Source organism: Cupriavidus sp. PET2-C1 (assembly GCF_054515855.1).
The window spans coordinates 1,990,518-2,002,785 of the sequence record NZ_CM137259.1 but is presented as its reverse complement, the minus strand read 5'-3'; the positions used below and the strand labels follow the sequence as shown (position 1 = coordinate 2,002,785).

The following is a 12,268-nucleotide window of genomic DNA, read 5'->3' as shown; positions in this document are numbered from 1 at the left end:
GCGGCGCTATAGGTAAAGCAGCAGCCGCTGCCTGCAAGCCTGCACGACGTTCACCATTGCGCCGGAGAGGGTGTTGCGCCTGTTCAGGTAACGCAACGCCTCAAGGATTCCGCCGATGTCAGCCAAAGCGTCTTAGGCGCGGATTTACCGTATATTTATTTAACATAATGATCATTATGCGTATTTTAGGTTGTAAAGGCCAAATCAGAATGTCCTCTGGATAGACCTATACTGGTAGCGCCTGTGTTGGACGGGAGCGCGCCATGAAGGATCGAGGGTTGATCACCATGAGTCTGCGCGAAGTTGACCGCTTCAAGGTCATTCAGGCAACGGCCGAGGGCCTGCTGGCGCAATGGCGCGCCGCAGAGCGCCTGGATCTGACGGTGCGGCAAGTCCGGCGGCTGGTCCAGCGCTGGCGAGCCGATGGCCCTATGGGCTTGCTGTCGCGCCAGCGTGGGCAGCCAGGCCATCGCCAACTGCCACGGATGCTCGAAGCGCAGGCACGCGCGCTAATCCAGCAGCATTACGCCGATTACGGCCCCACGCTCGCCTGCGAGAAGCTGCGCGAGCGCCATGGCATCGCGCTGGCCAAGGAGACGGTGCGCCCGCCCAAGATGCACCAGCCGCGCAAGCGCCGCGCCTGCCTGGGTGAACTGGTGCAGATCGATGGCAGCGAGCACGCGTGGTTCGAGGAGCGCGCGCCCATGTGCACGCTGCTGGTCTATGTCGACGATGCCACCAGCCGCCTGATGCAGTTGCTGTTCGTTCCAACCGAATCGACTTTCGCCTATTTTGCGGCGACGCGTGCTTACATCGAACGCCATGGCAAGCCGGTGGCGTTCTACAGCGACAAGGCCAGCATCTTCCGGGTCAATGCCAAAGGCGTCACCACGGGACGGGACCATACGCAGTTTGGGCGGGTGCTGTATGAGCTGAATATCGAGAGCCTGTGCGCCAACAGCAGCCAGGCCAAGGGCCGTGTGGAGCGAATGAATGGCACGCTGCAGGACCGACTGGTCAAAGAGCTGCGCCAGCGCGGCATCTCGACGCTGGCCGAGGCCAATGCCTTTGCCCCGGTCTTCCTGGCGGACTTCAATGTGCGGTTCGCCAAGATGCCCAGAAGCGACTTCAATGCGCATCGTCCCGTACGGCCCGACGAGGACCTCGAGCGCATCTTTACCTGGCGTGAATGGCGCAAAGTCTCCAACCGGCTGACGCTGCAATATGATCGCAAGCTGTACCTCATCACGGACCAACCCGAGCAGCGTTCCCTGATTCACCGCTACATCGAGGTGGCCGAGTATCCGGACGGCAGGATCGAGCTGTGGGCCGACGGGACTGCCCTGCCCTACGTCCTCTATGACCGGCTGTCGGAGATCGATCAAGGCGCGGTGGTGGAAAACAAGCGGCTGGGGCATGTGCTGGAGATCGCCCAGCGCGTGCAGGCCCAGCGCGACAATCGTCGCATCCTAGCGACACCGTCGCGCACGCTGACCGGTCAAAAACCGCGGCAACGGCCCGAACAGGCGACCCCGGGCACGAAACCACAACGGCAGCTGAATGGGGAAGACTTGCGTCGCGCCATTGATGAACTGGCGCAACCGCCCCACCCTGTAGATACCTTGCCGCCTCAGGCCAGCTCGACTGCGTTACGGAAACAGCCAAGAAAAAGACGCAAAAGAATCAAAACCATCCTGCATTAAACCGGACATTCTGATCTAGCCACCGGGAGGACATTTGAATTTAGCCTGGACATACATGTTAGCCCCAATTAGTAATGTCACCTCTGAGCCAAATAGAAATGTCACCTAGCGACTTTAGCGGCCTATCCTGACCAGCTTTCCTTAGTACACGGGAGCCGGCCATGCATGGGCAAGGAACCATCACCATGAGCATGCGGGAGCTGGATCGTTGCAAGGTAATCCAGACCGTCGTCGAGGACGGCCTGATCGGTCGATCGCTGTTCGAGCTGAACATCGATAGCCTCTGCGCCAACTCCAGCCAGGCCAAGGGCCGCGTCGAACGGATGAACGGCACGCTGCAGGACCGCCTGGCGAAGGAACTGCGCCTGCGCGGCATTTCGAGCATGGCGACCGCCAACGCCTATGCCCCAACCTTCATGGCGGACTTCAATGCCCGCTTTGCCAAGGTGCCACGGAGCGGCTTCGATGCGCACCGGCAGTTGCATGGCGACGAGGATCTGGAACGGATCTTCAGCTGGCGCGAATGGCGCAAGGTGTCGCAGAGCCTCACACTGCAGTACGACAAGGTAATGTGCCTGCTGGAGGACCTGCCCGAGCACCGGCGCCTCATCCACCGCTATATAGAGGTAGCTGACTACCCGGACGGACACGTCGAGCTGTGGGCCGATGGCACTTCCCTGCCCTACACTACCTATCATCGGCTCTCCGAGACCGGCCAGGGCGCCATCGTCGAGAACAAGCGGCTCGGGCATGTCCTGGACATCGTCGCCCAGGTGCAGGCGTTGCGCGACGACCGTCACCGGCCCGGTCCCTCGCACACGATGCAGGGCGAGCCGCCGCGGCCGCACAATCCGCCGCTGAACGTGAAGCGGCAGCGACTGCTCAACTGGCTGGATCTTGATGGGCCATCAAGGGGACACCCCTGCCCTAGTCTGGCCGTTAGCCACTCGATTGCGGACGCCGGGCGGGACACTACCCGACGGCAGTTGCCAACCCATTGCAGCCGCTTGAACCTCGACGGTCTATGTCTGCTGTGCAGCGGGAGCGGTCTGTCATCCCAAAATCATGATGGGTCAGTCACTGCCACATAGCAGCCATACGTAACGCTCGATAGTCCTTGAGACGTCAAGCAATCTTGGAAAAGCTGGTCGACTCAGTATGCGCGGGATGTGTCACGCCACCGATGGCGCGACCAAGATGACTGGGCGCAACGACCGACTGTGCGTCACGCCGTGGTGAGTCGCTCCTTTGCCAGCCTCGTGCCTGCTGCCAGTGCTTCCAGCTTGCGCCATGCCACGTCCCGCGCCATCGGCGCCAGGCCGCAATTCGTGCACGGGAACAGCCGCTCCTTCGGCACGAACTCCAGCGCTCGGCCGATGGTGTCAGCCACTTCCTCGGGTGTCTCGATCACGTCGCTGGCCACATCGATCACGCCGACCAGCACGTCCTTGCCGACCAGCAGGCTCATCAGGTCAGGCGGCACATGGGAGTGGACACATTCCAGGCTTACCTGATCGATGCTGCTGCGGGCAAGTGCGGGGAACACCGCCTCATACTGGCGCCATTCGTCGCCCAGGGTACTCTTCCAGTCGGTATTGGCCTTAATGCCATAGCCGTAGCAGATGTGCACGGCCGTTGTACAGGTCAAGCCCTGAGCCGCGCGCTCGAGCGCCTGCACGCCCCAGTCGGCGGCGTCCTTCATGTAGACATTGAAGGCGGGCTCGTCGAACTGGATGATGTCTACGCCGTCAGCCTGAAGCGCCAGGGCCTCCTGGTTGAGCAACTCGGCCAAAGCGAAGGCCATCTTGATCTTGTCGCCGTAGAAGCGGTCCGCCACGGTGTCGACGAGGGTCATCGGGCCGGGCAGGGTGAATTTCAGCTTCTTCTTCGTGTGCGCTCGCGCCAACTGCGCCTCGAAGGCATGTACTCGGCCCTTCAGGCGCAGAGCCGACACCACCTGCGGCACCATCGCGTCGTAGCGGTTGTCGCGGATGCCCATCTTCACCTTGTTCTCGAAGTCGATGCCCTCAACCTGCTCAAGGAAACCGTGCACGAAGTGCTGTCGCGATTGCTCGCCGTCGCACACGATGTCCAGGCCGGCGTCTTCCTGGGCCTTGATCCACAGCAGGGTCGCATCGGCCTTGGCCTGGCGAAGTGCATCGCCTTCAGCCTTCCACTGAGGCCAGAGCTTGTTGGTTTCAGCCAGCCAGGCGGGCTTCGGCAGGCTGCCGGCAATGGAGGTTTCAAACATCTGAGGATTCCTTTCAAACAATGATGGGTGTGACGAGCGTGCTTCGGGACCGTTCTGCCGAAGCAGCCACAGGATGGCGTGTTATGTGGCACATGACGGCAAGCAGCGCCGATGCGAGTACCGCGACACAGTGATGTTCGCTCCGGCGAGCTTGGTCAACGAGGTGTCGGAATCAGTCCGCGCTGTTCGCCAACCCGACTCAGACATGGACACACTGTCTTATCGTAGGGGCGAAGTGGCGAGGGCGAGACGGACATGATCGTCGAGCTACCCAATAGCTTCTTCATGAAGAATGGCCGGTGTATTTGGGCTGGTCAGCGCGAGGAATTGGCAGCCCACTGCTCAAGGACGCCCTTGTACGGCTTGATGAAGTGCTCCTCCGCAAATTTTCCCTGTTTGACAGCCAACTGGCTGCGCTCTTCCCGGTCATAGACAATTTGCGTCAACGAATAATCCTGGTTCTTCAGACTCGGTTGATAGAGTTTCCCTGCTGCAGAATTGGCGTTGTAAATTTCTGGGCGATAAATCTTCTGGAAGGTTTCCATTGTGCTGATGGTGCCGATCAACTCGAGATTCGTGTAGTCACCTAGCAGGTCGCCGTGAAAGTAGAAAGCCAACGGTGCAACGCCATTCGGAGGCATGAAAAATCGAACCTGCATCCCCATCTTTGCGAAGTATTGGTCGGTCGAGGACAGCGCATTCTGTTGGTACTCGACACCCAATATGGGGTGCTGGTTCCCGGTCCGCTGATAGGTCTTGCTGGTCGAGGCGCTGATACAGATGACAGGCGGCTTGTTGAAGCACTCCTTGTAAGTGCTTGAGTTAGCAAATTGCTTGAACAGTTTTCCATGCAGGTCGCCAAAATTGTCTGGTGTGCTGAAATCCTGTCGATTGACGTTGTGCTCTGGAAGTAAGACACTGAAATCGTAATCGCGCACGTAGGACGAGAAATTGTTCCCCGCGATGCCGTCAATGCGTTTGTTTGTTTTCTTGTCGAGAATGCTGGTTTTCAGTATCTCGATCAACGGAAATACATCATTGCTGCTCGTGGTATCAATATTCATCTCAACGGAGATGATCTCGAGTTCGACAGAGTAGCGATCTCCCGTCGGATTGTCCCAATTCGCCAGGTCATTGAAGCGATTGTCAATCATCCTCAGCGTGTTGCGTAGGTTCTGCTGCCGATTCTTTCCCCGGGCCAGGTTGGCAAAGTTGGTGGTTATGCGCGTGCTGTCCGATGGGCGATAGTTTTCATCGAAACAAATGCTCTTAAGTTTAAAGGTAAGTTCGTTGTTCATTGCGATCTAGTGACCTAATTTCTGAGAAATAAACGATTCTTGTTTCAGGCCACAACCACTTCCTCGGCCGGAGAGGGCCTGGCCTGGCGCGCCAATGCGACCAACGGCAATGCGCGTTGAACAGCCAGTCTGGCCCGCTCGATCACGGCCTCGTCCTGCAGACAGTAGTCCACGAAATCCTTATCGGTCGCGTAGATCCCCAACGGCAACGTGCGTGCCTGGAAGAAGCTGAACAGCGGCCGCAGTTGGTGGTCGATCACCAAGGCGTGGCGCTCGCTGCCGCCGGTGGCAGCCAACAGGACGGGCTTGTCGATCAGGGCGTCCTGATGAATGAAGTCGAAGAAGTGCTTGAACAGTCCCGTGTAGGAGCCGCGGAAAACCGGGGTTACCACAACCAGCACGTCAGCGTGCTCGACCGCTGCAAGTTCCTGCTCCACCGTGTCGGATAGTTGGGACCTCCAGACCGCGCCAGCAAGCAGAGGTGCAATCTCTCCCATTTCAATCAGGCGCTGTTGGCATGGGACTTCGTCGGCGATCAGGTCCAGCAGGTGCTCTGCCAGGAATGCGGACCTGGAGGGGCGTTGCAGTCCACCGGAAACCGCCACTACACGGAGTGGATGTGTCATTTTTGCTTTCATGGATTGCTCTGCGCGGCGCCGCGACCTCGCAGTTTGCGGGCGCGCAGCAGTTTGGTTTCGTGAGCTGGGTCGGTATGTTGTTTGCTGTCTTCTGCCATTCGGCGCTCAAGGATCACGCAAACCACCTGCAACAGTTGCAGATGCTTGGCCCATACGCCAATGGGGAGGATGCTACCGGCGGCGATCCATGATGTAAAATGGATTTATTTCATAAATCCATGAATATGAGTCATTCAAATGCTTGAGCGTATTCACCTCAGCATCGTTCAGCAGGTCGAGAAACAAGGGTCGTTGACGGCCGCCGCTGGCGTGCTGAATCTGACCCAATCGGCCCTAAGCCACAGCATAAAAAAGCTGGAGCAGCAACTGGGCACCGACGTCTGGCTACGCGAAGGGCGAAGTCTGCGACTGACACAGGCCGGTCAGTACCTGCTGGCGGTGGCGAACCGAGTGCTGCCGCAACTGGACCTGGCCGAAGAGCGCCTGGGCCAATTTGCGCAGGGCGAACGCGGAGCGCTGCGGATCGGTATGGAATGCCACCCTTGCTACCAGTGGCTGCTCAAAGTGGTTTCTCCCTATCTGGCTGCATGGCCCGATGTGGAGGTGGACGTCAAGCAGAAGTTCCAGTTTGGAGGGATCGGCGCGCTCTTCGGCTACGAGATCGACCTGCTGGTCACGCCTGACCCACTGTTCAAGCCGGGGCTGAAGTTCGAACCAGTGTTCGACTACGAGCAGGTGCTCGTCGTGCCCAGAGGCCATGCGCTGGCTTCTGCGACCTATGTGAAGCCCCAGCAACTGACCCAGGAGGTGCTCATCAGCTACCCCGTGGACATCGAGCGCCTGGACATCTACAACCAGTTCCTGTTGCCAGCCGGTGTCACACCCAGGCGCCATAAAGCCATCGAAACCACTGACATCATGCTGCAAATGGTGGCCAGCGGGCGCGGTGTGGCCGCGCTACCGCGATGGCTGGTCGAGGAATACGCAGCCAAAATGGACGTGGTGCCCGTGCGGCTGGGCGCACGCGGTATCGCCAAGCAGATCTTCCTGGGGGCACGCGAGGCAGATACTGGCATCGACTACGTAAGGGCCTTCATCGAGCTGGCACGCCAGCCTGCCCCCACCATCACCGTTGCACAAGGAGCCAACTGATGAGCACCACCGTCGAACGCGCACCGCTTCCATTGCCCGGTGGCCACAACAAGGTGTTGCTGCACTCCTGTTGCGCACCCTGCTCCTGCATTTCTTTCCATTCGGAGGTGTCGCACAGTCGGTGAGATGGATAGAGCAGTACAGTTTTCGTACCGAACTGCTCCCCCGGCGGGTTACCTGAATCGAGCAATGCCAGGCCGGTCAGCCTATGACCGCTGCCGGCCAAACGCGGAAGCTCGCCGATCGCCTGGCGATCGCCGTGGATACGGGCTCCACCCGTCAGCTCTCGGGGTCGTACCCAAACTCGCGGAGTTCCTGAGAGCAGCGGCAAGCTTTGGCGATCTTTGCAGCCCACTGGATGGCGGCTTCGCGCGACGGGAGCTCCAGAACACAGAGGCCGCCGTCGAACTCCTTCGTCTGGGGATAGGTTTCGATTGTGAACGCGCCGTCTGAGGCGACCATGAGTGGTGCGACATCCTCGTTGATACCACCACCGAACACGTACACGCCTGCAGCCTTCGCCTCGCGTATCACCTCGCGCGCAGCTTCGCCCACGGCGGCAAGGTCCTCGTCGGGGACTGCCATCGCCCTTCCAGGAAAGGAGATAAGGTATTTCGTCATTGTTCGGTCCTTCGGTTGAGATCGGTGCTGTTCGTGATGTCTAACGTGTTATGGGGCAATGTACTCCGCACGATGCAAGAACTACTAGGCCATGCGGACGCAGCCACGCGGACGATCTATACCCACGTAGTGCGGTTAGGCGTCTTGGCGGTGTGCAGCTCGCAGGACGGACTGCTATCGGGGCGCGAAGCGGCTAAGTGATTGACCGCTCCGAGCCGGACTCGGACGACAGCGCCAGGTCGATAAGTGACCATTTTTGGGACCTGGGCCCGCCCCACCTTGCTCATCGCTACATCGAAGTGCCCGAGTAACCGGACGGCCGTATCGATTTGTGGGCCGACGGGACTGCCCTGCCCTACGTCCTCTATGACCGGCAGTCCGAGATCGATGAGGACGCGGTGGTGGAAAATAAGCGGCTGGGACATGAGCTGGAGATCGCCCAGCGCGACAATCGTCGCATCCTAGCGACACCGTCGCGCACGCTGACCGGTCGAAACCGCGGGCAGCGTGCGGGACAACAATCAAGCCGACTTTTGGACACGCCCCTCAAGCGGCGCACGCGATTTGGTGAGCCGATAGCCGATGCCGAGCAGCGCGAACCACACAGGTGCCACGTAGAGCGCCACTCGGGTACCCGGATCGAGCGACAGCAGCGCCGCAACCGCGATCATGAAGGCGACCACCAGCCAGTTGGCATAAGGCGCGCCAGGCATGCGAAAGTCCACCGCCTTGACCCGGCCTGCGGCGATTGCCTTGCGATAGCCGAGGTGGGCAATCATGATGATCGACCAGGTCCACAGCGAACCGACCAGCGAAATGCTGGTGACCCAGACGAAGACCTGCTCCGGCACGATGTAGTTCAGCAGCACACCGATGCCCATCAGCGCGGCCGAGAACGTGATGGCGGTGGACGGCACATGCTTGCTGCTGACCCTGCCGAAGGCGCGCGGCGCCTGGCCAAACTGCGCCAGCGTGTACAGCATGCGCCCGGTGCTGAAGATGCCGCTGTTGCAAGATGAGGCTGCCGCCGTGATGACGACCAGATTGACGATCGCGGCCGCCCCCGGGATGCCGATCCTCTCGAACACGTAGACGAAGGGGCTGACGCCGGGCTTCAGTTCATTCCAGGGCACCAGCGCCATCATGACGATCAGCGCGCCAACGTAGAAGATCAGGATGCGCCAGACGACGCCGTTGGTCGCATGCGGCAACACCTTCTCGGGATTCTGCGCCTCCCCCGCGGTGACACCGATCAGTTCCACGCCCTGGTAGGCGAACATGACGATCTGCAAGGTCAGCACCACGCCGAGCGTCCCGAACGGCATGAAGCCGCCATGCGTCCACAGGTTCGAGAAGCTGGCCGTCGGGCCGAGCGGTGTCACACCGAAGAAGATGATCGCCAACCCGATCACGATCATGGCGATGATGGTCACCACCTTGATCAGCGAGAACCAGAATTCGAGTTCGCCGAATACCGCGACCGCGACGCAATTCACCAGGTACAGCACCGCCAGGGTGGCCAGCGCCGGTATCCACTGCGGCACGTCCGGGAACCAGTAGTGCACGTAGACTGCGACCGCGGTGATCTCGGCCATCCCGGTGACCACCCACATGAACCAGTACGACCAGCCGGTGGCGAAGCCGGCAAAGGGGCCGACAAACTCCTCGGCGTAGGTTGCAAAGGATCCGCTCACCGGGCGGTACAGCAGCAGCTCGCCCAGCGCCCGCATGATGAAGAAGATCGCCACGCCGCCGATGGCGTAACTCAGCATCAGTCCCGGGCCGGCGATGGCGATCGCGCGCCCCGCACCCAGAAACAGTCCGACACCGATGGCGCCGCCGATGGCGATCATCTGGATGTGCCGGTCCTTGAGCCCGCGATGGAGATCCTTCTCCTCGTGGGCTCGCTCTTCGTCGAGCAGTTTCCTTACGTCAGTCATATTGATCTCCTCTCAGACCCGCGAACGCTTGTCAGCATTCGCACGGCTCTCACCCGTGAATTGGTTCGGGCGCGCAATGCCATTCCGGATACGGATTGCGCCTGCATGCACCCTCCGATGTCGAAGCCGGCCCTGGCGGCCGGAAAGTCGGATTGCTGGATTTGCAGCTGTGGTCATGAGTTGTCTCCTCTGGTAATCGTTATTTGGATCGATGCGGCCGGCGCTTCGCGCCTTGTCTATCGCTCGCGCGGTATCGCGCATCGTCCAGACCGCCTTCATTCCCCGACAACGCATCCCAGCGTCCGAAATCGAGGCGATCTTCTATCACAGGGCCTCGGCCCTGTCTATACATTTCCCGCGCTACCATGCAACGACCGTCGCGCAGCCTGCTGCCATGCCGCGAGGCTGGCCGGCGGCCGGGTTCCTGGCTTTGCCTGCTGCGCCAAGCCGGTCTCAGCTCACGCATTCCAAGGCGCTACCCTGGTTCAGCGTTGCCAGGTTTCTCAGCATGTCGGCCACCATCTCCTTGAGGCCGAATTCAGGTCGCCAGTTCCAATCCCGCCTGGCTACCGAGTCGTCGATAGAGTTAGGCCATCCACCGGCAATTTCCTGACGGTAATCAGGCTCGTACCTGACATCGAACCCCGGGCAATGCCGCCGGATCTCGTTCGCGATATCGCCGGGCGTGAAGCTCAAGCCCGCAAGGTTGTAGCTTCCCCGCTCGGAGATGCTGGCGCCAGGCGCCTCCATCAGCTCGATGGTCGCGCGAACGGCGTCCGGCATGTACATCATTGGCAGGGCTTCATCTTTCTCCAGGAAGCAGGCATAGGGTTGCGCCTTGAGCGCTGAATGGAAGATATCGATTGCGTAATCCGTGGTTCCGCCGCCTGGAGGCGTCTTGTAGGAAATCAATCCTGGATACCGCACGCTCCGGACATCCACGCCATGGTTCTCGAAGTACCAACGGCACCATCCTTCGCCCGCCAGCTTGGAGATGCCGTAGACGGTCTTGGGCTCCATGATGGTGCTTTGGGGCGTGGCGTCCGGCGGCGTTGTCGGGCCGAATGCCGCAATCGAACTGGGCCAGAATACTTTGTCGAGCTTCTGGTGACGCGCAGCCTCCAGCACGTTCAGCAGGCCGTTCATGTTGAGTTGCCACGCCCATGTAGGCGACTTCTCTCCGGTTGCCGACAATGCGGCTGCCAAGTGATAGATCTGGGTGATCCCATGCCGCTCGATGACATCGCGAAGTTGCGCCCGATCGGTTACGTCGAGCATTTCATGCGTGAGGTGCAGGTGGCGGCCGTGCGGCACCATGTCGCTCGTGACGACATTCTGCTTGCCATAGCGATCGGCCAGCGCCGACGCCAACTCCGTTCCCAATTGGCCGTTGGCGCCAATGATCAGAACCCTGGCTGGCTTTGTCATTGAATGATCCCCAGTTCCTTGCCTGCAATCTCGAACGCCTCCAACGCCTGGTCCAGCTCGGCGCTGTCGTGCAAGGCGCTGATCTGCACGCGGATGCGTGCCTGCCCCCTGGGGACCACGGGATAGAAGAAACCGATGACATAGACGCCCAGCTCCAGCAGACGCCGGGACAGTCGTTGCGCCTTTTCCGCGTCGTACACCATGACGGGAATGATGGGGTGGTCACCGGGCTTCACGTCGAAACCCAGCGTGCCGAGCTTGCCGCGGAAGTACCGCGCATTGCGCTCGAGCTTGTCTCGCAACGTGGTATCGGCTTCGAGCAGGTCGAGCACCTTGAGTGTCGCGCCCACGATGCACGGCGCCACCGTGTTCGAGAACAGGTAAGGCCGGGAGCGCTGGCGCAGCAATGCCACGACTTCCTTTCGCCCACTCGTAAAGCCACCCGAGGCGCCGCCTAGCGCTTTGCCGAGCGTTCCGGTGATGATGTCGACCTTGCCGAAGATCCCACGGTGTTCGTGAGAGCCGCGGCCGCGCTGCCCAAGGAAGCCGGTGGCATGGCACTCGTCAATCCCGAGGAGCGCCCCGAACTCATCGCAGATCTCGCGGATCTCGTCGAGCCGGGCAATCGTGCCATCCATCGAGAAAACGCCATCGGTAAAGACGAGCTTGAAACGTGCGCCTGCGGCATCGGCCGCCTTCAGCTGCTCGCGAAGATCCTCAAGGTCATTGTTCTTGTAGCGGAATCGCTTGGCTTTACAGAGCCGGATGCCATCGATGATGGACGCGTGGTTCAGTTCGTCGCTGATGACAGCGTCGTCCGGACCAAGGAGCGTCTCGAACAGGCCCCCGTTTGCATCGAAGGCCGAGCCATAGAGGATCGTGTCTTCGGTGCCGAGAAAGCTCGCGAGACGCGCCTCGAGCGACTTGTGCAGGTCTTGCGTACCACAAATGAACCGAACGGAGCTCAAGCCAAAACCACGCTCGCCGAGCGCGCGATGCGCAGCCTCCACGACCTCCGGATGAGACGAGAGGCCCAGGTAGTTGTTAGCGCACAGGTTGATGACTTCCTTCCCATCGGTCGTCCTGATAAGGCTGCCCTGGGGAGAGGCGATGACACGCTCGGTCTTGAACAGACCCGCTTGTTCAATGGACTCGAGCTCCTGGCGGATGGCTGCGTAGAATGCGTCTGTTGTCGGCACAGCGGTGCTCCTGTAAACTGAGGGTGATCGATAAACCG

At 60.3% G+C, this 12,268-nt stretch carries 10 protein-coding genes and 1 pseudogene; 4 read left to right on the top strand and 7 right to left on the bottom strand.

Translation table 11 applies throughout. The annotated features are described in order from the left end of the window. The first annotated feature begins 263 nt into the window (after nucleotides 1–263). On the top strand, nucleotides 264–1,703 hold the full coding sequence (locus ACX12D_RS09085) for an ISNCY family transposase (protein WP_459373749.1): 1,440 nt from the start codon (nucleotides 264–266) through the stop codon (nucleotides 1,701–1,703). Between the two features lie 248 nt (nucleotides 1,704–1,951). After that, a pseudogene (locus ACX12D_RS09080) lies at nucleotides 1,952–2,794 on the top strand (transposase family protein); the annotation flags it as partial. 134 nt (nucleotides 2,795–2,928) lie between these two features. Here the strand turns inward: ACX12D_RS09080 and ACX12D_RS09075 are convergent. The 3 genes from ACX12D_RS09075 to msuE all read right to left on the bottom strand — a co-directional run bounded on the left by ACX12D_RS09075 (nucleotide 2,929) and on the right by msuE (nucleotide 5,878). After that, nucleotides 2,929–3,954: a methionine synthase gene (locus ACX12D_RS09075; RefSeq protein ID WP_459373748.1), complete on the bottom strand. Its 1,026-nt coding sequence runs from the start codon at nucleotides 3,952–3,954 to the stop codon at nucleotides 2,929–2,931. A gap of 314 nt (nucleotides 3,955–4,268) precedes the next feature. Further along, complete coding sequence (locus ACX12D_RS09070; RefSeq protein ID WP_459373747.1) at nucleotides 4,269–5,252, bottom strand: DUF1852 domain-containing protein; 984 nt, start codon at nucleotides 5,250–5,252, stop codon at nucleotides 4,269–4,271. A gap of 44 nt (nucleotides 5,253–5,296) precedes the next feature. Beyond that, nucleotides 5,297–5,878, bottom strand: a complete 582-nt coding sequence (msuE, locus tag ACX12D_RS09065; RefSeq protein ID WP_459373981.1) for an FMN reductase — start codon at nucleotides 5,876–5,878, stop codon at nucleotides 5,297–5,299. On the opposite strand from msuE, the gene ACX12D_RS09060 reads away from it, so the two are divergent. Both ACX12D_RS09060 and ACX12D_RS09055 read left to right on the top strand, forming a co-directional pair. Next, nucleotides 5,872–6,081 carry a 1-phosphofructokinase gene (locus tag ACX12D_RS09060; RefSeq protein WP_459373745.1) on the top strand — a complete coding sequence of 70 codons (210 nt, stop codon included), beginning with the start codon at nucleotides 5,872–5,874 and terminating at the stop codon, nucleotides 6,079–6,081. The genes msuE and ACX12D_RS09060 overlap by 7 nt on opposite strands. 46 nt (nucleotides 6,082–6,127) lie before the next feature. Next, nucleotides 6,128–7,042 (top strand): LysR family transcriptional regulator, encoded by a 915-nt coding sequence (locus ACX12D_RS09055; RefSeq protein WP_459373744.1) that lies wholly within the window; start codon nucleotides 6,128–6,130, stop codon nucleotides 7,040–7,042. A gap of 279 nt (nucleotides 7,043–7,321) precedes the next feature. On the opposite strand, the gene ACX12D_RS09050 is transcribed toward ACX12D_RS09055, so the two are convergent. The 4 genes from ACX12D_RS09050 to kbl all read right to left on the bottom strand — a co-directional run bounded on the left by ACX12D_RS09050 (nucleotide 7,322) and on the right by kbl (nucleotide 12,230). After that, nucleotides 7,322–7,663 (bottom strand): YciI family protein, encoded by a 342-nt coding sequence (locus ACX12D_RS09050; protein ID WP_459373743.1) that lies wholly within the window; start codon nucleotides 7,661–7,663, stop codon nucleotides 7,322–7,324. Nucleotides 7,664–8,184: 521 nt separating this feature from the next. Then, entirely contained in the window at nucleotides 8,185–9,603 is a 1,419-nt protein-coding gene (locus ACX12D_RS09045) for an amino acid permease (RefSeq protein WP_459373742.1), read from the bottom strand. Nucleotides 9,604–10,056: 453 nt separating this feature from the next. Continuing rightward, nucleotides 10,057–11,031: an NAD-dependent epimerase/dehydratase family protein gene (locus ACX12D_RS09040; RefSeq protein ID WP_459373741.1), complete on the bottom strand. Its 975-nt coding sequence runs from the start codon at nucleotides 11,029–11,031 to the stop codon at nucleotides 10,057–10,059. After that, entirely contained in the window at nucleotides 11,028–12,230 is a 1,203-nt protein-coding gene (kbl, locus tag ACX12D_RS09035; RefSeq protein ID WP_459373740.1) for a glycine C-acetyltransferase, read from the bottom strand. Before kbl ends, ACX12D_RS09040 begins: the two co-directional genes overlap by 4 nt. Between the last annotated feature and the right edge of the window lie 38 nt (nucleotides 12,231–12,268).